General features: G+C 51.7%; 22 protein-coding genes. 8 read left to right on the plus strand and 14 right to left on the minus strand.

Annotation, left to right across the window (positions count from 1 at the left end; translation table 11 throughout):
* Positions 1-45 precede the first annotated feature (45 nt).
* Positions 46-1056: a LuxR C-terminal-related transcriptional regulator gene (locus KTR07_RS03560; RefSeq protein ID WP_121972104.1), complete on the minus strand. Its 1011-nt coding sequence runs from the start codon at positions 1054-1056 to the stop codon at positions 46-48.
* A gap of 342 nt (positions 1057-1398) precedes the next feature.
* On the opposite strand from KTR07_RS03560, the gene KTR07_RS03565 reads away from it, so the two are divergent.
* From KTR07_RS03565 to KTR07_RS03590, 6 genes are all read left to right on the plus strand, one after another.
* Positions 1399-2658: a DUF3575 domain-containing protein gene (locus tag KTR07_RS03565; protein ID WP_254306530.1), complete on the plus strand. Its 1260-nt coding sequence runs from the start codon at positions 1399-1401 to the stop codon at positions 2656-2658.
* Complete coding sequence (locus tag KTR07_RS03570) at positions 2655-3608, plus strand: DUF5119 domain-containing protein (RefSeq protein ID WP_217315145.1); 954 nt, start codon at positions 2655-2657, stop codon at positions 3606-3608. Before KTR07_RS03565 ends, KTR07_RS03570 begins: the two co-directional genes overlap by 4 nt.
* A 38-nt stretch (positions 3609-3646) precedes the next feature.
* A complete protein-coding gene (locus tag KTR07_RS03575) occupies positions 3647-4717 on the plus strand; it encodes a fimbrillin family protein (RefSeq protein ID WP_217315147.1) in 1071 nt (356 codons plus the stop codon).
* A gap of 85 nt (positions 4718-4802) precedes the next feature.
* Positions 4803-7511, plus strand: coding sequence for a fimbrillin family protein (locus KTR07_RS03580; RefSeq protein ID WP_217315150.1), 2709 nt, complete (start codon positions 4803-4805; stop codon positions 7509-7511).
* A 250-nt stretch (positions 7512-7761) separates the two neighbouring features.
* Positions 7762-8133, plus strand: coding sequence for a hypothetical protein (locus KTR07_RS03585; protein ID WP_121972108.1), 372 nt, complete (start codon positions 7762-7764; stop codon positions 8131-8133).
* Between the two features lie 386 nt (positions 8134-8519).
* Positions 8520-8849 (plus strand): ATP-binding protein, encoded by a 330-nt coding sequence (locus KTR07_RS03590; RefSeq protein WP_182424610.1) that lies wholly within the window; start codon positions 8520-8522, stop codon positions 8847-8849.
* A 74-nt stretch (positions 8850-8923) separates the two neighbouring features.
* Here the strand turns inward: KTR07_RS03590 and KTR07_RS03595 are convergent, their stop codons facing one another.
* The 7 genes from KTR07_RS03595 to KTR07_RS03625 all read right to left on the minus strand — a co-directional run bounded on the left by KTR07_RS03595 (position 8924) and on the right by KTR07_RS03625 (position 16797).
* Positions 8924-10279 (minus strand): DnaB-like helicase C-terminal domain-containing protein, encoded by a 1356-nt coding sequence (locus tag KTR07_RS03595; RefSeq protein WP_217315152.1) that lies wholly within the window; start codon positions 10277-10279, stop codon positions 8924-8926.
* Positions 10276-10893, minus strand: coding sequence for a hypothetical protein (locus KTR07_RS03600; RefSeq protein WP_217315154.1), 618 nt, complete (start codon positions 10891-10893; stop codon positions 10276-10278). The genes KTR07_RS03595 and KTR07_RS03600 overlap by 4 nt, the downstream gene beginning before the upstream one ends.
* Complete coding sequence (locus KTR07_RS03605) at positions 10871-11473, minus strand: RNA polymerase sigma factor (RefSeq protein ID WP_217315156.1); 603 nt, start codon at positions 11471-11473, stop codon at positions 10871-10873. Before KTR07_RS03605 ends, KTR07_RS03600 begins: the two co-directional genes overlap by 23 nt.
* A 144-nt stretch (positions 11474-11617) precedes the next feature.
* Positions 11618-12103, minus strand: coding sequence for a crossover junction endodeoxyribonuclease RuvC (locus KTR07_RS03610; protein ID WP_004293563.1), 486 nt, complete (start codon positions 12101-12103; stop codon positions 11618-11620).
* On the minus strand, positions 12078-14402 hold the full coding sequence (locus KTR07_RS03615) for an SMC family ATPase (RefSeq protein WP_217315158.1): 2325 nt from the start codon (positions 14400-14402) through the stop codon (positions 12078-12080). The genes KTR07_RS03610 and KTR07_RS03615 overlap by 26 nt, the downstream gene beginning before the upstream one ends.
* Entirely contained in the window at positions 14390-15457 is a 1068-nt protein-coding gene (locus KTR07_RS03620) for a phosphoesterase (protein ID WP_217315160.1), read from the minus strand. The genes KTR07_RS03615 and KTR07_RS03620 overlap by 13 nt, the downstream gene beginning before the upstream one ends.
* 74 nt (positions 15458-15531) lie before the next feature.
* Positions 15532-16797 carry a hypothetical protein gene (locus KTR07_RS03625; RefSeq protein ID WP_217315162.1) on the minus strand — a complete coding sequence of 422 codons (1266 nt, stop codon included), beginning with the start codon at positions 16795-16797 and terminating at the stop codon, positions 15532-15534.
* 14 nt (positions 16798-16811) lie between these two features.
* Between KTR07_RS03625 and KTR07_RS03630 the strand changes: the two genes are divergently transcribed.
* Positions 16812-16970, plus strand: a complete 159-nt coding sequence (locus tag KTR07_RS03630; protein WP_004322843.1) for a hypothetical protein — start codon at positions 16812-16814, stop codon at positions 16968-16970.
* A 108-nt stretch (positions 16971-17078) separates the two neighbouring features.
* Here the strand turns inward: KTR07_RS03630 and KTR07_RS03635 are convergent, their stop codons facing one another.
* From KTR07_RS03635 to KTR07_RS03645, 3 genes are all read right to left on the minus strand, one after another.
* Positions 17079-17573 (minus strand): hypothetical protein, encoded by a 495-nt coding sequence (locus KTR07_RS03635; protein ID WP_048699037.1) that lies wholly within the window; start codon positions 17571-17573, stop codon positions 17079-17081.
* 114 nt (positions 17574-17687) lie between these two features.
* Positions 17688-20270 (minus strand): hypothetical protein, encoded by a 2583-nt coding sequence (locus KTR07_RS03640; protein ID WP_217315164.1) that lies wholly within the window; start codon positions 20268-20270, stop codon positions 17688-17690.
* A complete protein-coding gene (locus tag KTR07_RS03645; RefSeq protein ID WP_254306531.1) occupies positions 20267-20671 on the minus strand; it encodes a hypothetical protein in 405 nt (134 codons plus the stop codon). The genes KTR07_RS03640 and KTR07_RS03645 overlap by 4 nt, the downstream gene beginning before the upstream one ends.
* Before the next feature lie 12 nt (positions 20672-20683).
* Between KTR07_RS03645 and KTR07_RS28380 the strand changes: the two genes are divergently transcribed.
* Positions 20684-20821, plus strand: a complete 138-nt coding sequence (locus KTR07_RS28380) for a hypothetical protein (protein WP_230325894.1) — start codon at positions 20684-20686, stop codon at positions 20819-20821.
* A 1-nt stretch (position 20822) separates the two neighbouring features.
* Here the strand turns inward: KTR07_RS28380 and KTR07_RS03650 are convergent, their stop codons facing one another.
* From KTR07_RS03650 to KTR07_RS03660, 3 genes are read right to left on the minus strand one after another with little or no spacing between them, the layout of a single operon-like run.
* Positions 20823-21716 (minus strand): hypothetical protein, encoded by an 894-nt coding sequence (locus KTR07_RS03650; RefSeq protein WP_217315168.1) that lies wholly within the window; start codon positions 21714-21716, stop codon positions 20823-20825.
* The gene (locus KTR07_RS03655; RefSeq protein WP_217315170.1) at positions 21713-22645 is read right to left on the minus strand and encodes a hypothetical protein; all 933 of its coding nucleotides are present in this window, start codon (positions 22643-22645) and stop codon (positions 21713-21715) included. Before KTR07_RS03655 ends, KTR07_RS03650 begins: the two co-directional genes overlap by 4 nt.
* The gene (locus KTR07_RS03660; protein ID WP_217315199.1) at positions 22638-23321 is read right to left on the minus strand and encodes a hypothetical protein; all 684 of its coding nucleotides are present in this window, start codon (positions 23319-23321) and stop codon (positions 22638-22640) included. Before KTR07_RS03660 ends, KTR07_RS03655 begins: the two co-directional genes overlap by 8 nt.
* Positions 23322-23369 lie beyond the last annotated feature (48 nt).

Raw genomic sequence — 23369 nt, forward strand, 5'->3', positions numbered from 1 at the left:
TTAGCAATAGTTCATGTAGTCAATCCTCATAAACAAGGAGTGTGATCATGTCGTTGATTCGTACTGTTCTTCATACTGTTTCATCCGTTCCTGTAAATATTCCTTTAGATTGTCTCCTTTTTTTAGTTTAAATTTTGCTCGGATATTCGCACGCTGACTGGTGATATTGCCGCTGCTCCTATGCAGTTCTTCACATATCTGACTGACGGTTTTATCCTGTAGAATCAGGCGACAGATGGATAATTCAGATGGAGAGAGTTCCGGATATATTTTTCTGATGATTTCAAGCCTACTCTTTTCTTCTTTGAGATGGGCGTGAAGAGCCATAAAAAGTGTCTTTCTTGTCTTTTCCCCGACAACATCCAGCAACGAGTTGATATTGTCCTCCGAAATTTCCTTACTTATCAATTCCGCGAGAGCAAACAATTCTTCCCTATTCACCTGAAGTACTTTTAGCAACGTTGACTCCTCCTTTTTCAGCATGTCGTTCTCCTGTTGCAGGCAACTTATGTTTCTGTGCAGTAAAATACCGAACAAGGATTTCACCGTGAATATAATAACAATGATAGGGAGATAGTTTGTAAGAAAGGGACCATTGGTGATAAATACGCAAACGGTGTACGACAAGACAGAAATAAGCGATATCTGAATGGTGGTCTTGCTCATGTAGGCACACACGGAAAACATAGTAAACAAGACGGATAAAATGATATTGCCCATGATCAACAATCTTTGATACGGATATTCGTCAATTGTGGAACAATAGATAATCTCCGTGCCAATTTCAATATGTATTGAAATCAGAATAAAATAGAAAGCGGTATTCAACTTTATTTTATTCGTGAAGTAGGCTATAACGAACAGGATTGTTGCAATAAAAAGTGCCCCGTTTAAATAATAATATATTTTATTGGGAAAAGAGATCATATACATGTATGCTGGTATGCACAAAGCCAGCAGGACCAGAAAAACATGAAATACACGTTTTTGCTGATATTCCATCAGCGTTCCTTGTTCGATAGAGTTGGAAATTATATAATTATACCATTTAAACATACAAATAATTTTAATGATAATAAGAAATTCAATTATGATTAAGCACACTTTTATGCTAATTTGAAACGTTTAATCTCAATATTCTACTGCAAAGATAGAGGAAAAGTATAAATAAGTATTTAGACTACATTCCTAAAGTATGTTTAAGTTTATTAAGATTAATTTTTAAGTACTTATAAGCAAAAAAAAGTTAATTGTTTCTTTTTTTTTATACCTGCAAACAATACATTTGCATGACAATAACAAAATCGAGTGAAGCAGATAGCTTTTCAGAAAAACAACTTTAAATATATAATATATAGAATGGTGAAAATAAACATAAGGTTATTTTTATTACTTCTCATGCCATTTTCGAATGTCAGGTATCTGACTGGGCAGGAGATGGTGTCCCGTGATACGGTAAGCGTGAAATTATATTTCCAACAAGGATATGATACGTTGTCTTCCTCCTTTCGGGATAACGGTATCCGCTTCGATTCCTTGCTGCACCACACGAGGCTGTTTAACAAGGAATCGGAACACCGCTTACGCCAGATTTGTATCGTTTCAGGAGCATCTCCGGAAGGAGGGACGGAGATTAACAGATACCTTTCCGACCGTAGGGGTATAGCTGCGAGGACATATTTAAAAGAAAGACTGGCACTGGATACCTGCTTTTTCAAGATGGAGTCCAGAGGAGTGGACTGGATTGGTCTGACGGGACAGATTGCCATGTCTGACATGCCTCACCGGACAGAAGTGTTGGATATCTTGTACAACACTCCCGAGTGGGTCATTCGTGACGGGGCAATTGTTGACAGTCGCAAAAATCGTTTACAGCGTCTGTATGGAGGACGGGTCTGGCGATATATGGAAAAGTTTTTCTTTCCTGAACTACGTAGGACAAAGATTCTTTTCGTTTATGAACCTTGTTCAGTCGGAATACTGAAACCGGGAATGGCTATTCCCATTTATCGGTCTCTCTTTAATGATTCGACAGGTTCTATATCCACCCCACTTTCGATACCGCTTCAACCAGTTGAACCTATAGGGGGACGCTCCATTTATATCGGACTGAAAACCAATTTACTCTATTGCGTTGCTCTCGTTCCAAATTTGGGTATGGAGTTTTATTTGGGGAAGGGATGGTCAGCTGGAGGGAGTTGGATGTACGCCTGGTGGAAAAATGATCAACGTCATCATTATTGGCGTATTTACGGAGGAGAACTGTTTTTTAGAAAGTATTTCGGTTCCCGTGCTAACCAAAAGCCGCTAACCGGACATCATCTTGGTATTTATTCGCAAGGGTTCACTTATGATTTCGAGACTGGAAGTCGGGGATATATAGGTGGTATACCAGGAGGTACACTTTGGGATAAGATGAATTATACAGTTGGAGTAGAGTACGGCTACTCTTTACCTATCAGACATCGTTTAAATCTTGATTTTGTTATCGGAGCCGGGTATTGGGGTGGAGAGTTTCAAAAATACTATCCAGAAAATAAATATTATGTTTGGAAAGAGACTGGACGGCGTCATTGGTTTGGTCCCACGAAGGCGGAGGTCTCACTTGTTTGGCTGCTTGGGAAAGGCTATTTTAATGAGAAAGGAGGCAGAAAATGAAAAAATGTGCATTTGCAATTATTTCAGTGGTGATGCTCGCTGTCATGCTTTCTTGTGAACACAAAGAACTTTATAATGGTATTCCTCATGTTGTGAATGCAAGAGTGATATTTGATTGGCAGAAGGCTCCTGATGCCAATCCGGCATCTATGTCGCTCTATTTGTTTCCTGTCGGAGGCGGCGAGGTAGTACGTTATGATTTTACCGACCGAAAAGGAGGAACTTTTCGTGTCTCTAACGGGGCATATAGCGTGTTGTGCCTAAACAGTGACACGGAAAATATTCGCTACCTGAACACGAGGCAAAGGGAAACTTTTTGTGTAACTACAAGGGAAGCAACTCTTACTTCAGGTTATGCCTTCATGAACATGATGGATGTAAAGAATATGCATGGAAGCGGAGCGGTAGAATCGGAGCCTATAATGCTCCCGCCTGATATGATTTGGAGCGATTACATAGTACATGTAGAGCTGACTCAAAAACAGTTGCAAACCATTACTTTATATCCTAAAGTATCTGTATGTCGTTATTCGATAGAGATTCGCAATGCCGAGAATCTTAAATATGTGTCGGGAATAAGTGGTGTGCTGTCAAGTTTGGCGAGTGGGTTATTTGCCGGCAGGGAAGAAACGACGGACGAGCGGGTTACAATACCTTTCGACGGAGTCATCTCTGATAATAAAACCATCGTTACAGGGGAGCTGCTCACTTTCGGACAATGCCACTCGAAACGGAACATGCATCATCTGACGGTCTATGCCGTTTTGTCCGACGGGAGCGAGTGGAAACATACCTACGATGTAACGGAGCAGGTCCACACGGCCCCGGATCCCCGTAACGTACACATCCTTTTGTACGGCCTTCCCGTGCCGAAACCCATCGCCAATGGCGGTGGATTTCGGCCAAACGTCAGCGAGTGGGAAACGGAGGAGGAAAATATAGAAATGTAAGAATCAATTTTATTTATTTAATTTAATATTATTTACGTATGAAAAAGCAATTATTTTTAACTGCTGTGGCTGCACTTGCCATGGTATCGTGTTCGGAAGAAAATGTGTTGGATACCAACAGGGGAAATGCAATTGATTTTCGAGCTGCTATGGGAACCCGTGCCCAGGAAACGACCACGGCGAATATGAGTAGTATTTACGTGACTGCCCTGAACGCACGCAATGAAAATCTTTTCTCGGATCAGTTGTTCTCAAAAGAATCATCAACAAGCTTCTTTGTTTCCGATCCTGTTTATCATTGGCCCGGAGATGGAAGCACCCTGACATTTTATGCCTACTCGCCTTCAAAAACTGATCTTGGTGGGACGTTGGAAATCACTTCTACGACCCAGAAACTTACTGATTTTTCACCCAAAGCAAGTATCACCGATCAGAAAGATTTCGTTACAATCAAGGCTACCGGTAATAAAACAAATAATGAAGCGACAGGTGTTTCGTTGCAATTCGAGCATCGATTGGTCCAGATCGAGGTCAAGGCCAAAAATGCAAATGACGGTTATGTGTACAAGGTGAAAGGTGTGCGTATCGGAAAGCCCGTTTCTAAAGGAACGTTCGATTTTGAGGCTAACGCATGGTTCTTGAATAATACGGAGAAGGCTAATTACGAGGCTGCCTGTGACGAGGAAAAGACCTTGACGGATTCGCCTGTTTCCATTATGAAAACGGCCGGTGATAACGCCATGTTGATTCCGCAGCAACTTATTGCATGGGCTGCTACTACAGACAAAACCAATGCTGCGGCGGGGGCTTATCTGGCTGTGAAAGTTAAAATCTCTACAGCGGCGGGGGCACGTGTCTATCCGGTTTCCCCTAATGTTGACTATGACTGGGTGGCCGTTCCTATCAACACGAATTGGGAGGCCGGCAAGAAGTACATTTACACGCTCGACTTCTCGAACGGGGCCGGTAAGGTCGATCCCGAGAAAGAGGTGGACCCGTCGGTTCCGGAGGATCATTACGAGCCTGGGGACAATATTTTGGGCGGACCGATCAAGTTTACTGTAAATGTGACTGGCTGGACCGATCAACCAGAAAATATTGGTATGTAGAAAATCTGTTCTCCTGTTGTACATGAGAGGATATTCTCATTGTGGTGTACGGAAAAACAACCACAAATAAAGGAAGTAAATGACGATGGAAAAGAATTTATACCGTTTTTTCAGGAGCGCGCTTTTTAGGAGGGTGGCGCTCCTGGTATTGCCAATCGTGATGGTGTTGCTCGGTTCGTGCCGGGATGAGTCGTTGACAACCATGCATCCGGGTCCTGAAATCAGTTTCTCTTTATCTGATGCTACAGTACGGCCGATTACCCGTACGGGCGGGGATCGGGAGGATACGTATATGGTTGTGGTGGATTCTCTTCTGGGGGTACTACCCTTGCAGACGGAGGATGGCGGGCGGGAGCTTTACCTGCATGCTTTCCTGTCCGGGAGCGACCGTGCCGGAGAAGGGCGGGTGCTGACCCGGGCCGCGCCTGTCGATGGTATGGGCTTCTACGATTCGTTCGGTGTGCTGGCCTCTGTGTATTCCGGTGCATGGGATGAGAGTTCATGTTTTCCGGATTACATGTACAATGTCATGGTCACGAAATCCTCTTCCTGGACAACCTCTTACTTCTGGCCCGGGGGTGGGCGCAACATTCGTTTCTTCGCCTATGCGCCTTACAATTGGGAGGGGATCGTCCTGTCGGGGAAAGACGTGGCGGGGACCCCGACAATCACCTGTTCGGTCCCGGATGGTGTCCCGGATCAAAAAGACCTGCTGGTGGCCGTTTCCGGTGAGATGCCCGGCAACACCTCGTCCACAGCTCCCCTGAATTTCAGACACGTGCTTACCGCCGTGCGATTTGTCACGGGTGATGACATGCTGGCCGGGCGTATCACGAAAATCACGCTAAAAAACGTGTACGGGAAAGCTGTTTACCCGATGGGCGGTACCTCCTGGCGGGATTTCGGCAGCGTGAAGAGCTTTTCCCAGACCCCCGACAAAGAAGTGAGCGGGCAGCCCGGCGAGGAGATTACAGGTGGAGTAACTACTTTTATGATGATTCCCCAACAACTTCCCTCCGGAGCTTCTATTGAGATTGTCTATACAGACGGGCTCTCATCGACATCACGCACCCTGAGAACCTCTATTGCCGGGAAAAGCTGGCCCATGGGTAAAACAATCACCTACCGGATTTCCACGACAAGTATATCTGTGGTCCCGGAATTTTCCGTAACATCTTCCGGTAATTTTACCCACGAAGGGGGAGCTGTAAATTATACGGTTCGTAGTTTTGCTACCGTTTCCGGTGGGGACGGTTCTTCACAGAAAGTCGAGATGAAATGGTCGGCTGAGTTTGTAGAGGAGGACGGCGTGGGTGGTTATCATGCAATTTCCCGCCCCTTCTGGTTCACGGGCTTCACCGAGAGCGGCAATGGTGGTGTATCGCAGCATAGGGCAACGGCCGAAGCCCAGCAGGGCGTGACAGAAAACCCGCACAACAGTAAGTTACAGATAGCAGAAGACATCAATGTCCAAACGGGAAAAACACCCTATAACCTCTCCAACAGCAGTGGAGAAGAGGCGGTGGAGAATACGGCAAATTGTTATCTGGTAAACGCTCCGGGCATCTATTCACTCCCGTTGGTTTACGGCAATGGAATCAAGAACGGGAATTTCAATACCCCTGCTTATAATAAGCCGCATTTCAAGAATCACCTCGATAAACAGATTTCTAATCCATATATCTATAATAATTCTCAATGTAATCCTACCGATGCTATCCTGCTCTGGCAAGACGAGGAGAATTTGGTGACAGAGGTCCGGCTTTCGTCTGACAAGAAGAGGTTGGAGTTCAAAGTGGATGGATCGACAATCAGGCAAGGCAACGCCGTTGTGGCCGTGAGGGGAAATGGGAAAATCATGTGGAGCTGGCATGTCTGGGTTACGGATTACAAACTCGGTGAGGATATCCGGACCATGTATAGTAAAAATTACAAAGGATATGCTATGATGCCGGTGAACATCGGCTGGTGTGACGGCGAGACCACGACTTATGCCGGACGGAAGGTGCTGGTGCGCTTCACACAGGCTGTGACTGGGATGACAAAGATTGTGCCACTTGTCCAGGAGGAACATATCGTCAAACAAAGCGGCAATAATCCTTATTTCCAGTTCGGACGTAAAGACCCGATGCCCGGTAGAGTAGTTACAGGATCTTCCTCTGTGACCTCTAAACTTTCTCATGGAGACTACACATTTAAAGTTAAAAAAGGTCAGGTCCCTATATCTACAGGAATTATAAATCCACATATTTTTTACACCGATTCGTATTCTATCCGTGCTAATGGGAGTTGGACTTCAGAGACAAAAGTTGATCTTTGGGGATGCAGTACTTCCAGCAGCACAGGTATCGATGTATCGGTTAGTAAAACCATTTATGACCCTTCGCCAAGTGGTTTTTGTCTGCCTGCATCAGGAGCCTTCTCGGCAACTACAATTAATGGAAATGATCAAAGTACAGACAGGAATATAAATGGCGATAGATTTATAACCCTATTTGCCAATAATCAGGGTGGTTACTTTTATTGTAAACCGATGAAAGTTTCCGGGAATTGGGATATTACAGGAGGGACCCTCTTTTTCCCAAACTCACTCAGCAGGAGCAATAAAAATGGGCAAATAATAACTACCGCCAGTTATTATTGGACAGCAACAGCATTGAATCGAGATGCAGCTCCGGTGCTTTGTTTACGCAACAATGTTGTTTCGCCTCCCGGGGGGAAGAGCCCGGGAAGTTCTTGGTCGGCGATTTTCGGACGGGCTGGCGGATTTTCTGTACGTCCAGTCAGGGAATAGCGTGAAAAGGCTTGTCTGGGACAGGATAAATACAAAGGAGAGAGGGGGCGCAACTCTCCCCCTCCCTTGCAAGCCTACAAGGAAAAGGCACACTGGGAAGTGTGCCGAGTGCGTGGTGAGTAACAATCAGGGAAAATGAAAGTCAATACATTTTTTAATTACCCATAAAATGTGATTGATCGCACTTAATAAAAGTATTATCTTTCAAAAAAATGTATAAGTACAATCTTGAATATTCAATAATTTCGATATGAGAAATAGTTTTTTCCTTTTAACAATAAGTATTCTTCTTTTTTCTTGTACGGATAAAGATGGAGATTGGGACCCTATGATTTGGAATAATAAAAACAATATAGAAGTTCCACAAGCAGGCAAGAGTTATATCTTTATGAACTATAATTATGAGAGTTTTTGGGTATACGCTATCAATGGAACTGAAAATATAATAGATAATGGGCAAAAATATGAAGATAACTGTATATCTATCAGGATTGAGAAAAATATAATGACTGTAACTGTTTTTCCCAATGAAGGGCATCAAATCCGGACCATTTCAATAGGAGTAAGTGCTGGAGACATCTTTGACTCTTTCCTTCTTAAACAAAAAGGAAAGGAAATCTAATATACTGGAATCCGCCTAAAGAATACATTTTCCTCTAAACGACTGCCAATGTAGTACTTTGGATATGTTTTCCGAAAGTATGTTTTTGCATGCTCTTTTCCATGTTCTTTTGGAGTTTCCATCCGAACGGCCTAATTGGCACTTGTTAAACTCAAACGGTGCAACAAGCTGTCAGTCAATGGGAATCTGTCCTTATCCAGATCAGTATCTTAGGTAGAAGATTACTGAATCAGCATTGGCTGATTATTAGGTGTAGAGGCGTTTTTTACATCCTGGAAGGGGAACTGGCTATCCAAATCTGTTATTCTCTTACCGATGCCGAGACTTTTTACTGTGAGATCAAAGTTTTACCCAAACTGCCGTCGGTCGTTTCTTGTGAAAACTCAATGGCAATTCATTTTATGTTATTGCAATTATTGCATTTTTCTAAAATGATCACACGCTACGATACCTTGTTCTATTACCACACAAAAAATGACACAGAGATTGATTTTGTACTCAAGGCCGGGTACAAGGTTTCTTGTCTGGTACAAGTGTCGTATGATATCTCGGACGCCAAGACCCGTGAACGTGAACTGAAAGCTTTGGAGGAGGCGGCAAGGGAATTGCAAAGTGAAACCCTGCTGTTGATAACATGGGGAACGGATGATATGGCGGAATACAAAGGGCATACAATAAAAATCGTATCTGTCCGGAATTGGTTTTTACGCATGTAATCTGCCATATATACTCAACATTCCTGTTACAGGTCAGAAAGCCACCGACACACTGCATCCGGATCGATGGCTTTTTATTCCCTATTCAGATTCAGCGTCCTCTGCCCGTCATAGAACACCTCGTTGTCGTAGTCGGTGGCAATCCTGATAGTGTCTCCTTTCTTGAAGAACCGGCTTTTGGCCACGTGCAGGCGCATCACGTTCTCCTTTCTTTCAGCCGATGACTGGTTGAGCGAAACAAGGTGCGTGCACGGGCGTACCAGACCTTTGGCCTCCGAACAGTTGTACTCGGTCAGCACGTTCCGCTCGTCATTCAGCCACTCCCGGTCTTCGATGGTAGACTGGTAAGTCACCACCATCCATACCTTTTCGTCCGCCGCCAGGTCCTTCAGGTCATTAGCCACCGCGATACGCTTCGCCCGTTCATGGTCGGCTCCCCATGAACGGCGGTTGGCATCCGTCAGCAAGTCCATCGAATCCACAATCACGATGTCCGGATTATATCCTTTGAGCTTCCTGTATTCCGAAATGCCGTTCTTGATGTCGAGTGTCGAGACCTGGGCATTGAAACGCGGGTAACTGCGCACCGTGATGCTTCCGGCATACGAGGCGACCAGTTTTTCCAGATGTCTCATCTCCGTATCCGAAATCTTTCCCCGCTCGTAATAGTAGGCGTTCCTGGAAATCAGTCCGCCGGAATAGGCGTTCAACGCCTCTTCTTCCGAACCTTCCAGCTGGAAATGCAGCACATGCAGCCCGTCATCGATGTCCGCCCTGACACCGATCCATTTGGCGATGTGTGACTTTCCCACGCCTGTGCTGGCCAGGAAACAGGTCAGCTGACCTCGCAGGTTACGTCCGGCATTGAGCGCATCCAGATACGGGATATAGAAGCGGGACACACGAGGGGCGGCCGAGCGTTCCTCTTCCTCCTCGCGCCGGCGGTTCCTCTCGAAACGCTCCTTGAAAGTCGCGGCCACATCGACGAACGAGGTGCTCTTCAGCGTGAACCCTGCCAGCCACTCGGCATATTCCCGAAGAGTCTTCTCCGCCTTGTCCTGTTTGTTCTCGTTATACAGTTTCCCGACCTCCGCATAGACCGACTGCAACCGGACCCCCTTGATGTAGGACTCCAGCATGTCGGTCATCACCTCGGCGCTCTGTCCCTCGTCATACTCCCGGAAAGTGTCTATCAGCTCGATGGCGTCGTAATCCTCATGGAAGGTCTGTGCCAGCACGGCATACGACGGCGGTGTCTTGTATGTCCTGAAATGTGCGGCTATCGCCTCCTGTACCCGCTGGAACGAACGGTCCGGCAGGTATTCCTTGCGCATATGCCGGGTAAGGACGGCACACAACGGTTCCTGCCTGAGCGCCGTGGCATAGAGTTCATACAGGAACTCGGCACTGAGCGGATTGACGGCACTCATGGCTTTGCCTCCTTTTTCCGCCACGCCTCACAGCGGATACGGTACAGTTCCGGATAGCGCGCCTGTGTCCTTCTGCGGCACGGCTCCGCTTTCGCACATTTTGAGCATGACGGGGAGAAAGGCGTCCACATCAGCGTGGAGAGCGCGCAGACGAGATATCCCGCTTCGGTGGAGAGCAGTCGCCGCTTGGTCGCCTCCTCGTATTCCGGATAGATAAAACGTCCGAACGGATGGCTGCGGCGATCTTCCACCGCCCGCACCAGATCCTGCCGTGACAGCCCGAAACTCTTCAGCCACCGGTCCTCCCGGTAGCGGCGTTCCTTTCCCGAGCGGAGATAGCGGCCGATGGCTTTCTTCCCGAATGAATGGGAGACGTTCCATTTCCTGCGATACGCGGTATCATATCCGGAAATGGCATATGTCTGGCAGATACAGAAGTCGGACAAGCGTTCCGCGCTGACGGAGACGACCTCCCGGCACAAGCCGTCGAAACACATCCCGAGCTGCCTGTCCGACTTGCCGCCGGCAGGGAACACAAAATCCGCCCACACCGTGGTGCGGACCAGCCGTGTAAAGAGCCTCCGGCATCCGTCAATCCATTCTTTTCTCTCCATCGCGTGTCAATAGTTTGCGCAGCTGCGTCTTGGCCAGGAAAATGCGGCTTTTTACCGTCTCTACGTTCCTGGTCTGCAAAGTACCGTTGTTATAGGTGATTTCCATGATTTCCCCGAGTTTGTAACCGGCCTGCTGCAAGAGCAGGGCTTCCCGGTAAATCGGTTTGAGCCGGTCCAATGCCCAGAGAATGTCATCGTTATAGAACTCGCGGTAGTTGTCCATCCCCATGCTGTTTCCCGACGGTTCGTCCTCATCCGACAGCGAAGAGGATATTTCCGAAATGTCGATATTGTCATCCGGGGGCATGCGGTTCCTGTTGCGGTTGTTCAGGTCCGCCACAAGCCGTTTGGTCACGGCATAGATCCAGGTCTTTACCGGCCGGGCCGGGTCATAACTGTCCATATACTTGAAGAAGTTGGCCAACGCCTCGAGGTAGTTGTCCTCGATGTCCTCCTGGTTATAGGTATATTTGATACAAATGCTGTATATCAGATTCCTGTGCGGCATCACATATTTTCTGAGAAGTTCCGCCCTCTGTCTCGCGGATTCGTCTTCAGGCTGGAGAACCGCAATAAACACATCTTTCTTTTCCACGTTTCCACTGACTGAAAATGTTGATAATGAATCTCATGTCCTAATCTGTCAGCTACCGTGAGCGTCAATTGAAAAAACGGGCGGCAGCATTACCGCCGCCCGGAAAAAATCCAAACCGTTGTCGGCTTGTCACAGCCTGTGCCTGCGGATATAATAGTAGAAGAGGTGGCAGGCATCCGCCGCGTTGTCATCCACCGGGACAATACCGTACCTGTCCTTGCAGGCCGCAACCATCTGCGTCTTGGTGGCGTGTCCGTCTCCCGTCGCCCATTTCTTGAGGACAGCCGGGTTGACGAACTCCGGTTCCGGGATATCCAGTTCATCGCACACTTCGAGCAGGATGCCCCTGAGTTCCGAGAGCCGCCGCATGTCGTAGAAATGGCGGTTCACGCTCACATCCTCGGCCACGACGCGGCGGATGCCGTAACGGCGGAGCAGCGAGAGCAGCGTAGTCCTGAAAGCGCCGTGCATCTTGTTGCCGTTGCGCCGTTTGCTTTCGGTGAAGTTCCATGTCCCGGCCTCATGCAGGGAGAAGTATCCGGTATGCGTGGCGATGTCCAGCGCCAGTACCTGCTCCCGGGTCAGTACGCTATTCTCCGAGTCTCGATTCGCCATTCTCTTTCACGATTACCAGTTTATGCGGATACCCCTCCGCCACATTCCCGTGCGAGACGACCAGCACGGTACCGCCGAGCGAGTTCAGCGCCTCGAACATGGAGGCCAGCCCCGCTTCATCGACCGCCTCGAGTATCTCGTCCAGCACGAGCAGGTCCAGTCCCTTGTCCCCGTCGCAGTTGCCGTTCACGAGTTTCTGCATGGCAAGGATGGTCGCCAGGTTCACACGGGCGGCTTCGCCTGCCGAGAACTTGCCGAACGAGCCGCAGTCCATGCCGTCGCGCAACAGCGAGATGGAGATTTTCTCCCTTACCTTACCGCTCTTGAGGACGGTATACCCGTCGAAGCGGATACGGATGTCGCTGCCGATGTCTTGCAGGAATTCGTTGGTGATACGGCTGAGCGCCTCGATTTTCGTGTTGGCCAGATAGGTCTTGAACTGCACGAACCGTTCCCGCTGTATCTCCAGGGCACGGACCCGGGCATCGACGGCCGTCTTGCGCCCTGCCGCCTCGTTGGATTTCCCGCGCGTTTCACGGAGAGTGTCCTTGAGCGATTGTATGAGGTCGGGTGAAGCCGCCTCATCCAGCTCCCGGATCGTGGCCTGCAAGGTGTCGATGGCGCAGGCCGCGGCCTGTATATCTTCCTTGCCTGCCCGTATGCCGCGGTTCAGTGCGGCATTGCGCTCGTCTATGAATCCGAACACCTCGTCGAATACCTTGCGGCGGACACCTTCGATTTCACTTTGCAGGGCGGTAATTTCGGAAGCGATGCGTTTATGCCCGCTTTCCACCTCTACCATGTGGCGGGTGGCATTCCTGACGGCCCGTTCGTGCCCGGCCAGCTGCTCCTCCCATCCGGTGCGTCTGCCTTCCAATGTCCGGCGCTCATGGTTCAGCCGGTTCTGCTGCAACTCCACGGCATCCGTCTCCTCCCGCTTCTCATCGATACGGCCGTTGATTTCCGTGAGCTGCCGTTGACGGAGTTTCAGTTCCTTCATGCCGGCCTTGATGTCGAACTGCGGTTCCGCCACCAGAAACTCATGCCCGCAGAAAGGACAGGTGATGGAGCCGGCCAGTTTGTTCGAGAGGCTGTCGATACCGGCAGAAACGATACGCCGTTTATGACGCAGTTCCTCGATGCTGCCGGACAGGTCGCGCAGACGGATGTCGATTTTCCTCAGTCTCTCCGCAGTCGTATCGGACTGATCCCTGTATGCCTCACAGAATGCGGCATACTCCTTCTTGAACTGTTCCCAGCCGTCAGTCCTGTTTTTCAGTCCCTGTTCCGCCTGCTTCAAGACGGCATCGCAATCCTTCAGCCGCTCTGTGGCGGTCTGTAACCGTCCTTTCTTTTCGGCAATGACCTTGTCCCACTTCGTCTGCCGGGCATCGGGAAAGAGGGACATCATTTCCGCTATCTTTTCCAGACACGCTTCCAATGCGGTATCTCCGGCTTCCAGTTCCTGCAAAGCCTCGTCCGCCCGCTGCACTCCGGCAAGCTGTCCCTCAAGCCTGTCCACGGTCTCGTGCCCGGTACGGATCTGCTCCCTCTTGGCCGCTATGGCCGCTTCCAGTCCCGCGATACGTTCCACACGGGTACGTCCCCGCTCGGCTCCGGCTTCCTCCTCCTTGCGTATCTGCTCCTGCAACATCCCGATACGGCCGTCCAACCCGGCCAGTTCCAGTTCCACCTGCCGTTTCTTTTCAGAGAGCGGCACGATGTCTTCCTCCACTTTGGCTATGGCTTCATCCACCAGGATACCGTTGGAAAAACGGTTGATGACCTCTTTCTTCTCCTTGTCCGATGACGAGAGGAAATCCTCATACCGGTATTTGGAAAGGATGAAATTGTTGAGCAGCTCGTCGCGTGTGACACCCAGTTTGTCAAGAATATACCGGTTATAGGCATCAACCGAAGGCTGTACCGCCTCGTCGGTCATCACCTGCCTGCCCCCACGGTAAAGCGTGCAGCTGACAGAGGAAGTCCCCTTGCGCGGGATACGGCGGTTGACGAGCAGTTCCTCGGTGGCGGAATCGTTGATGAAATGTAAGGCGACGCGGCATTCTTCCGCCGCATCGTTGATAATCTCCTCCGAGCGTATCTTTCTAAGCGGGCTGCCCGTAATACCCACGGCAATGCATTCCAACAGGGCAGACTTGCCGGCCCCGTTCGACTGCTGGGACTCATTGTCCCGGTTATCGCCGAAAATCAATGTCGTCACGCCTTGCCGCAGCATGTAGGACAGTGAACGGAAGGCGCAGAGATTTTCGGCTTCTATCGTCTTTAATTTCCACATGACCTGTTTTCTATTCTAGATAAATACTCCAATCCCATCGACACATCCTCGATCTGTTTCTCCCGGCAGAAGTCCTCGTAGGTTTCCCGGATGCGGCGGCTGTCGAATTTCTCGAAGAGCGAAGAGGATACCGCCTCCGGCAGCTGCTCGTCATCGGCAACCAGTTCCACCTTCGCCGCTCCGGCTTCCAGCAAGGCGGCTTTGTCCACCGATTTCATCGCGGCGGCAGGTGCATGGACACGCACCTTGACCTTGTAGCGGCCGTCGGCCTCCATTTCACGCAGCTCGTCCATCAGGTGCAACCCGGCACGTTCCGCCGGCACATCCATGACACGGTACCGCATGTTCACGCGGTTCTTGACAAACTCGTACGTGCCGTCCGTATACAGCACCGTGTATCCTTTCTCCTCGTCCTCCCCGAAGTTGTGCTGGCGCGAGGAACCGATATATTCGATTCCCGTCCCCGGAATGACGGTACGGTTGTGGTAATGGCCGACAAAGACCTTGTCGAAAGGAGAGAATATCCTGGCAGGCAGCTCCTTCTCCGAAGGCTGTGCCAATGCCCCGTTGATACCCTCATGGATGTAGAGGAAGTGCTTCGGTTTTCCGGAAAGCGCTTCCGCAGCCAATCGTCCGAGCCTTTCGGCAAAAGAGCCGTCTTCCGGAAAATAGCTCATTACATGGAGCGCGAACTTCCATTCCGGACGGCACAGGGTCAGGTACTCATCCACGACAGTCACATTCGGATGCCGGTCGAAGACATGACAATATCCGCGCAGGGATTCCTGGTTCACCTTGTCGTGGTTTCCTTCCGCCAGCGTGACATGGATGCCATGGTCCGCGGCGGATACAAGCATATCCCTGACGGCCAGCAGGACATCGAGTGTCTGGGCGGCACGGGAAAAGAACAGGTCTCCTCCGACAACCACTTCCCGGATACCCCGTTCCCTGCAAATCCCCATGGCCTCCTGCCAGTTGGCCTGGAATGCAGGGATGTTGTCTTTCGAGATGTGGATGTCATTCAATAACAAAAGGCAGGGTTTGTTCTCTTTCATACTAAGCGATTGTGATTAGGACGGGAGGCCCGGATGCCTCCCGTCGGATTAGAATTCAAGAACTTGTGAAAGGCTTATCTGCGGCGGCGGGGACGCCCGGCGCGTTCTTCCGTTTCCTCCGGCTGCTCTTCTTCTTCTTCCTCCCCGGGGGCATCCTCCGGTTCGTTTCCGGGCTTCGGACCCTCCATCTCGCTTTCGATCAGGTCGAGCAGTTCACGGTTGCTCGTGGAGCGTGTGACACGCACGGAGAGCCCTTCCTGCTCGATGTAGCCGCGGATCATCGCACGCAGCTCCTGGCCCTCCTCGGTCTTGTCACCGAGTTCCTGCCGCTGAAGCTCGTCATAACGTTCGAAAAGGTCGTCCAGCGAGACGCCTCCGCCTTCACGCCCGTTTTCCCTGTTATCTTTCGTACGGCGGTCGAACGAGAACGCGGATGTGTCCTCCTTGGGCAGTTCACCGTCCAGCGTGTCGATGACCGTCTTCATTTCATCCGTCTCCATGAGCGACATGCCGTAAATACCGTCGCACTGTTTGAGGAACTCGACGGTGGCTCCCAGATGATAACGGGTGTAGCGGTAGATGATTTCCGGGATACGCGGCGCACCCATCAGGGCGGTCAGCTCCTCCTTGGTCAACGGTACCGGTTCCGATTCGTTGTCAATGGAAATGACATACTCGGTCTTGGCTCCGTTCTTGCGCTTTTCAATCTCCACCGGATAGGCGTCATACACCGAGGAAACCGGGCACGGGTAAGACGGATTCTTGGCCAGTTTCTTGCTCCACAGCTTGAACTTCCTCTCATCCAGGTCCTTGAACTGGGCATGGGAAAGGGTCATCATCTGCACGCCTTTGGCACGTTCACCCAGGTCGAATACATAGAGACAGTGGCCGTAACTGTATTTCAGACCGCCGCCGAACGAGCCCCCGGCAATCTTTTCCGCCAGTTTGTCGTCCCCGTCCTCTTTTGCGGCTTCGACGGCCATGCGGCGGTAAGTCTCGATGGGATCAACGCTATATCCGGCATCGGTAGCGCGGGTGACAGTGACATACATCTTCTGGGGCTTGTTCCCCGTAGCGGGTTTCTCCAGCTCCAGAAGCAGCTGGTGGACGGGATACTCATAGCCCGGACGTGTCGGCGAGCCGTCCGGATTGGGAGCGATGGGCAGGATACGGAGACGGTAAGTCCCGAACTTGTCCATGCGGAAGAACTCCGTGCGGGCGAAAGCCCTGTTCTCCTCCTGGGCACGCAACTGTGCCTCCTGATAAGATTCCTGAACGCCGAGGAACATTTCCTCGACAGACATGCCTTCCATGCCGTTGTTCTTTTCTTCTTCTTGCATAAACGCTTTGTTTTATGGATTTAAAAATGCCCGAAGAATGCGACACGGCATACCCGCATCGCAAAGAAACTGGTAACAGGACGGACGGGTTCGGTTGCACCGTCCGCGTTCAACTGATAAAACTGGGAGAGGATGTCTCGCTGACCGTATCCCGAAAGAGGATACTCATTTGACAATATGGAAAGGTCTTGCAGCGACCGCGGAATACAAAATTAGGCAAATCACCCGGAACAGCCATACATGTACATGAATGTTTGTCACCGGCATTGTCCTTCAGCGCATTACCGTTTCATTTTAAGAATGTTTTTAATCTCCCCGAGCAGTCTGTCGCCGCCCGGCGCGTTCCGCGCTTCGGCAAGCAGCCTCCTGCGGTTCCGGCGGATATACTCTTCTCTCTTGTGGCGGCATATGCCTTCATAGTAGGCTTTGCGCCCCGGCGTGAGCCGTTTCCCGCGCCGGCAATAGACCCCGTCCCGGCGGTACTCGTCCAGGTAGCGGCGGAACTTCGCCTTGCCGCAGGAAGGGTCTTTCGATGCCTCCGCCACCGACCGTATGACCTGCCAGTCCGGCTCGAAGGGCTGCTGCGTGGCGCATAACCTGCGGAGCAGATGATAGACTACCGGCATCTCATACCGGAGCATGAAGCCTATCCGTGTCTCGTCGAATGGAAAGCGTTTAAGCGTCCCCTGCGGTCTTCCGTCTTCTCGCTTTCGGGGCTTCTGCTGCCGGGGAGACGGTTTCTTCTGCGGCTGCCGCCTGATTTTCTTCTGTTTCATGATGTTGTGGTTGAATGGTTTGCTGTACGGTTTCACGGACGGGAACGTTCCTGCGCTCCGCAATCCTCCGGCGGCTTTCGATATCGCCGTTTACATTGAGTTTATGTTTCATGACTATACAAAATAGGTGAAGTTGAGTTCTACATTGACATTGTACATACCGCGCTCGTAAAGCTGTATCCTGCGCGAACCGCCGTAGATGGTGAACGAGGAGCCCCGGTTGTACTTGTGGTCATCGTTCCAGTCAGCGGCGCTGCAGCGCACGCTGTATCTCGGGGGCTGTATCTTGTTCGGGATGACGGCCACGATGCCGCCCCAGTTGCTGCCGTCCCTGCGTGCGGTATTGATATACCCCTGTATGGACACGATATTCCCGATCTGGCGGACAAACAGCCCCTGGGTATCTGTTCCCGAACCGCTGTTTTCCATCCGTATCCATCCTGTATCCGCCAGCAGGGGCTGGTATTCTTCCGCGTAGGCGGCACCGATAGCGCGGCAGGCCTGCCGTTTCGCCTCCGCTGTCGGCAAGGACAGGTCGGAAAGTTTGCCGTCCTTGCGCAGGTAGTCCTTGACGATTTCGTCCTTGGACAACACGTCCAACTTGTTCCGCAGGAGCTGCCGGGCTTCCATGGGGGATTTCCCTTTCCCGGTCAAAAAGTCGATGTAATCCTGGAACAGGTTTTCAAGCGCGGCGAAGCGGGCGTCCGCCCCGGCCTTGGTATACAGGTTCAGGTTGGTGGCGATGGTATCCTTTTCGGAAGCGTTGTAGCCGCCCATCAGCCGTTCCGCCTTTTTCTTGAGTTCCCTGACAACCTGCGAGGTCATCACGTATCCCTCGACCTGCGCGTGCGAAATGCCACCTTCATCCATGTAGGCGAACGAACCGGTCTTGATTTCCAGCAGTTTGTCCCTGAGTTCGGCTGTGAAGACAATGCCCTCGTAAGCGGAGTCAGTCCCGAGCTTGCCGTCCATCATCCGGTCTATCTCGGCCGTGGAATAGACTTCGAGGTTCTTGCGTGCCTTGCCCTTGTCCGGAAGGTCGGACAGGTTAGAAATCTTGGCCAGTTTCAGCTCTCCGGTACCTTTCTTTTCGGCATCGAGGGTATCCCTGACGGCCGCCTGCCGCTTTGCTTTCAGTTCGGCGGCTTCCTCTGCCGTCAGCCCGCTGATCTCGTCCGCCGTCAGGCGCACCAGCTCCTTCAATCCTTCGGAGATTTCCAGAAATACCTCCCCGGCTTCCGCTTTGGAATACACATCGATATTCTTCCGGGCGGCAGCCTTGTCCATGACATCGGAAAGGTTCCCGTCGGCGGAGAGTTTCATTTTCAAGGCCGCCGCGACGGTTCCCGATGTGACATAACCTTCGCCGCCCTCCGTCAGTTCTCCGGTAGTGATAGCCGCCAGTTTCTTCCTGTATTCGGTCGTGAAGTCTTCGGTAGAGAGCTGTTTGCCTTCTACCGCATCCACTTTCTTTCCCATCGCCTCCGTAAAGGCTGTGACGGTCACATAGGTGTCGGACACGGATTTTCCGTTGATTTTAAGCGTACCGAGCACATCTACCGTTCCCAAAGGGGCAAGCACGATGTCGCCCAGAGCGTTCCTCAGCGCAAAACGGAAACTGTCAGCGGTGTCGAAGCCGACGGTGGCGAGCAGCGCGGCGGCACTGTCGCGCCAGGTAATCAGGTTTGTCAGCCTGGCATTGTCTTTCGTATAGGCGGTATTCTGAATATCGATACCCCGTCCGGTGCTTTGCAGGGAGAGCAGTCCGCCGACCTGCAGGGTGGCGGTACGCCCGATGACTTTCAAAACAGGTGTGGTGCAGGCTTTTCCGTCATGCACGGCGAAGTCACGGTATTTTGTTCCTCCGCCTTCCGTGCCGTGGTAATTGATACGGATACAACCCTCATCCGTCACATCCGAGGTGTTATAGATGTCGTATCCCTTGATGCGGACAGTCCCGATCCGGGCGTTTTCACTCAGCGAAGTACCGCAGGATATGCCGTCTTCCGTAACCCTGGCCAGTTCCTTTCCCTGTTTCATGAAACTGAACGTGCCGTCCGTCCGGATGACAATCTCGTTGACAAGCAGACCGTGCAGGTAGGCACCGATGGCGGCATGGCCGTCCGCCTTGACGATGCCTTTGAGCATGTAGCCGTTCCCGCCGCTGACGGAGACGGCAGTCTTGGAGTTGATTTCTTTCTGCCCGGTGAACGTTCCGGCCAGCACCAGATCCTTCTTGACGGTCTGCCGGGCAAAAGGTGTATCGAGCAGGACGGCATAGCGGCCGAAGAACTTGTCGATGAACCGGGGCGCGTAGCTCTCCGTCACCTCGATAGCCGCCGGCAGTTTGCCGGTAACCGGATCGACCGTATCCGGGACAGCCCTGGCCCCGGCACAGAGATAACAGGTACGCCCGCGCTTGTTGACCTCATTGGCGTAGACCACCGATTCATGCCGGTTGATTTCGTATATATAATAGGGATAAACGGCATCGGCGCAGCCGTCGAAACGGCGTACCTTTCCGCCGAGCCAGACATAACCCGGGGAGACGCGGGGACCCTCGATCTCGCATCCGGAGATGATGAAGTCCGAGCAGCCGTCAAAAACGGCACTCATGCTGAGAGCCAGTTCCTGCAAGTTCAGGATATCGTCCGAGTAGGTATACCGTCCGCCGGTTTCCGCAATATATTCTTTCATTGTCCTGTATTCTTATTGGGGGTGTATTCGTCTTCGTCGATCTTGATCAGGTAGGTCTTGCCTGCTGTCTTGTAAGTGTTCACCACATAGGAAAGCATATAGACCAGTTCCTGCGGAGGTATGGTGACAGGCGGGACGCAGACCATGAAGCTGACCTTGTTGATCAGCTTCTCTTCCTCCAGCAGATAGAACGGACGGGGGCGTTCCGCCTCGTTGTCCGTTGTAACCTGTTCCCCGTTGTACCATACGGTGAAAGGACGCTGGTATTCCGCCCCTTCGTGGTACAGGTCCACACCGACACCCGTGCTGTCCTTGATGAAGATGCGGTCCTTGCCGTCCTTGATGTATTTACCGAACCGGTAGTTCAGGAACCACTCGAAATAGATGACCTGCGAGGTCATGCGCGCCTCGATGTGCCGTTCCCTCGTGAAACTGCGGAACCACTCGTTGGTGCGTTGCAGCGGGTAGAGGCAGCTCTGCACGAACAGGATGAATTTCCGTCCCGACAGATAGTGCGGGACAAGGCGGTTTACGGTGCGGTCTATGGATAACTTATACCTCATGGTTCTCTATTTTCAGGATGATGGCCTCACGAAAGTTGGGCAGGCCGGCCTCCTCGTCCTTGCCGGATGATTCTTTCAGGTATCCCGATGCGGTATGGGTCATGCGGGCGACACGCTGCGGGGGCCGGATATGGCCGTCGGTATCGTGGCTGGCTATGAAGATTCCCTGTTCGGGTACCGCATCCTCGTCAATATGGACATCGGTCACATGTTCCGCACGATGTACGGCATCCGTCAGACGGGAGACATAGACGGCGGCATCGAAGTCGATTTCCATCATATAGGCGTTCAGCTGCTCCTCGATGGCGTCATATACCTCGGATTCGGGTACGGCCCCGTCATGGAAGACCGTCAGGCGCGGTATCAGCACATCGCCCTTGGTGGAGATGACCTCCACCCGTGTCCCGGCAAACTTCAACTTGCCGATATAGGCGTTGATGGGTACCAGGTCTTCAGGCGGTATGGCGGAAAGGTTGCCTTTCGTGCCGGTGGCCACTTTCAGGATCAGCTTGCTGTCCAGATTCCGGTCATCGGTACTCTCCACATACGATACCTGCGTGATGATGCGTTTGCTCTCGTCGACATTCGGATAGCCGAACGCCAGCCCGTCTTCCCGCACCGTCAGTTCGTCCCCCTGCTGGTACTGCAGCAGGGCATTGGCATAATAGGCAGGCGTACCGTTGATACGCCCGTTGATGGCTTCGGAAATATCCACCGCGAAGACATCCAGCAGGGTCTCGAAACTGTATATGGCTGCCGCCACTACCCAGAGGATGCCGTTCATGACAGACAGCTTGGAGTCACTGGCAAACTCTGCCAGCTCCAGCCTCCGGTTGCGTTCCGCAACGGCCTCGTTGTATATTTCCTTGATCGTACGGCTCATTCCACTGTATAGGTTTTATTGTCGATGATAAACTCCCAGGCTCCGCCCTCGTTCCAGCTCTCCTCATGCAGGATGACCCATATGGCCTCCATACCCGATATGATACGGTAACGCCCGGTCGTTTCGTCCCGGTCCGGCTCCCTGTAAGTCCCCGTCGGGGAGACAGGCAGTGTCATCCGGCAGTTGCGCCGGTTGCCGTAGCGTTCCACGATAGCCATCAGGTATTCGTCCAATACGGTCGGCCTGATCCGCGCCTCCGACAGGTCGAGTTCCATCAGGCCACGGCATTCGACGAGCGGCAAGAGGTCGGATATCATGCTTCCGGACAGGTCTATCCGGTAAGTGCCCGACAAAATCCGGAAACCGTCCAGTGCAAGGGCACAACCCCGGAGCGTCAGTTCTTCCACGTGCAGCTCACGGAGAAGGATGACGGACGAGGGGTTCATGCCGCTCCAGTCGATATGGCGGAACGAGGCATCGGCAAACCACCGGATCCTGCGCTTGTGGCGCACACGGCTGTTGAACGTATGGTGCAGCGTGTACGGTGTATGGCCGAGAATGACGGTTTCCGCTGCACTGTCATCGCCCCAGTCGATTTCCAACGTTCCCGTTCCGGAAACCTCGCACTGCACGGACACAAGTGCCGCTGACAACGAAAATACGGCCGCCTGCGGGAGGGTGAAATGTTTGGGATAGACATGCCGTTCACCGTTGGAGGGTACAATGCCGTGCATCCCGTTATAGGCGACCACATCGGCATTGATGATGAATCCGTCGGTATAGGTCAATTCCTGCCCGGTGCGGAGTTCCGTTTCCAGTGAAAGATCCGGATTGTTGATAAGCAGGTCCACAATCCCTTCGATGCTCCCGTACAGATGCAGGGCCACATCATAGATGTTCTGTCCGGTGATGACTCGGTAATTACCCATGGTTGTCCTCCTTCTCCTCGGTTTCCAGCAACAGTTCTCCCGTTGCCGAGTCTATATAGGCGTTCTTGATGACGACCTTGTCCGCACCAAACTCCGCCTGCAGTTTGGCGGCCAGGCCGTTGTTCTCCATGTTGGAGTGCAGGAAGTCTATCAGCCCCACACCGGTAGTCGGATGCTGGTAGAGATTGCCGGCCACGGCCTTGAGCAGGAATGTCCCGTTCTGCATCTTGGAGGCTCCGATCCCGAAGTCCGTCTCCTCGCCGCTGTAGACAACCAGGCAGTCTTCCCGGATCAGCAGGTTATAGAGGCCGTCTTCATTCAAGGCATAGAGCGAAGGCAGAGTCACCGCCTGCCTCGTCCCGTCATCATATTCCTGCATGACAGGGAACCAGCATTTGCCGGTAGCTGCGCAACGCACATATTCCACGCCGCCGGAACCGCTTTCCATGGCAATCCGTACCGTCAATAACCGGTTGTCGGGCGTATAGGAAATACGGATATGAATACCTTTTGCATCGCTATACGATGAGAGTAAGTAGTCTGCCGGTACGGTTATCTCCCCGTGGCGGAAGTCCGCATTGTCGGCATCTTCCACGCTGTCAAGCAGGCGGAAGTTATGGAAAGTCTTTCCGGCAACCCGTCCGGACATTTCCACTTCCCCGTATTCGGCATCCATTATGATATCCTCTCTGGCCATGGTGTTGATATAAAAATCCCGGCCGCA

Origin of the sequence: Bacteroides sp. MSK.20.82 (assembly GCF_019052485.1) — a bacterium.
Taxonomy (GTDB): domain Bacteria; phylum Bacteroidota; class Bacteroidia; order Bacteroidales; family Bacteroidaceae; genus Bacteroides; species Bacteroides thetaiotaomicron.

Bases quoted from the DNA above. Each gene is read 5' to 3' on its own strand.
- KTR07_RS03560 (WP_121972104.1), bottom strand. From the start codon at position 1,056: ATGTTTAAATGGTATAATTATATAATTTCCAACTCTATCGAACAAGGA.
- KTR07_RS03565 (WP_254306530.1), top strand. From the start codon at position 1,399: ATGCCATTTTCGAATGTCAGGTATCTGACTGGGCAGGAGATGGTGTCC.
- KTR07_RS03570 (WP_217315145.1), top strand. From the start codon at position 2,655: ATGAAAAAATGTGCATTTGCAATTATTTCAGTGGTGATGCTCGCTGTC.
- KTR07_RS03575 (WP_217315147.1), top strand. From the start codon at position 3,647: ATGAAAAAGCAATTATTTTTAACTGCTGTGGCTGCACTTGCCATGGTA.
- KTR07_RS03580 (WP_217315150.1), top strand. From the start codon at position 4,803: ATGGAAAAGAATTTATACCGTTTTTTCAGGAGCGCGCTTTTTAGGAGG.
- KTR07_RS03585 (WP_121972108.1), top strand. From the start codon at position 7,762: ATGAGAAATAGTTTTTTCCTTTTAACAATAAGTATTCTTCTTTTTTCT.
- KTR07_RS03590 (WP_182424610.1), top strand. From the start codon at position 8,520: ATGGCAATTCATTTTATGTTATTGCAATTATTGCATTTTTCTAAAATG.
- KTR07_RS03595 (WP_217315152.1), bottom strand. From the start codon at position 10,279: ATGAGTGCCGTCAATCCGCTCAGTGCCGAGTTCCTGTATGAACTCTAT.
- KTR07_RS03600 (WP_217315154.1), bottom strand. From the start codon at position 10,893: ATGGAGAGAAAAGAATGGATTGACGGATGCCGGAGGCTCTTTACACGG.
- KTR07_RS03610 (WP_004293563.1), bottom strand. From the start codon at position 12,103: ATGGCGAATCGAGACTCGGAGAATAGCGTACTGACCCGGGAGCAGGTA.
- KTR07_RS03615 (WP_217315158.1), bottom strand. From the start codon at position 14,402: ATGTGGAAATTAAAGACGATAGAAGCCGAAAATCTCTGCGCCTTCCGT.
- KTR07_RS03620 (WP_217315160.1), bottom strand. From the start codon at position 15,457: ATGAAAGAGAACAAACCCTGCCTTTTGTTATTGAATGACATCCACATC.
- KTR07_RS03625 (WP_217315162.1), bottom strand. From the start codon at position 16,797: ATGCAAGAAGAAGAAAAGAACAACGGCATGGAAGGCATGTCTGTCGAG.
- KTR07_RS03630 (WP_004322843.1), top strand. From the start codon at position 16,812: ATGGATTTAAAAATGCCCGAAGAATGCGACACGGCATACCCGCATCGC.
- KTR07_RS03635 (WP_048699037.1), bottom strand. From the start codon at position 17,573: ATGAAACAGAAGAAAATCAGGCGGCAGCCGCAGAAGAAACCGTCTCCC.
- KTR07_RS03640 (WP_217315164.1), bottom strand. From the start codon at position 20,270: ATGAAAGAATATATTGCGGAAACCGGCGGACGGTATACCTACTCGGAC.
- KTR07_RS03645 (WP_254306531.1), bottom strand. From the start codon at position 20,671: ATGACCTCGCAGGTCATCTATTTCGAGTGGTTCCTGAACTACCGGTTC.
- KTR07_RS03650 (WP_217315168.1), bottom strand. From the start codon at position 21,716: ATGAGCCGTACGATCAAGGAAATATACAACGAGGCCGTTGCGGAACGC.
- KTR07_RS03655 (WP_217315170.1), bottom strand. From the start codon at position 22,645: ATGGGTAATTACCGAGTCATCACCGGACAGAACATCTATGATGTGGCC.
- KTR07_RS03660 (WP_217315199.1), bottom strand. From the start codon at position 23,321: ATGGATGCCGAATACGGGGAAGTGGAAATGTCCGGACGGGTTGCCGGA.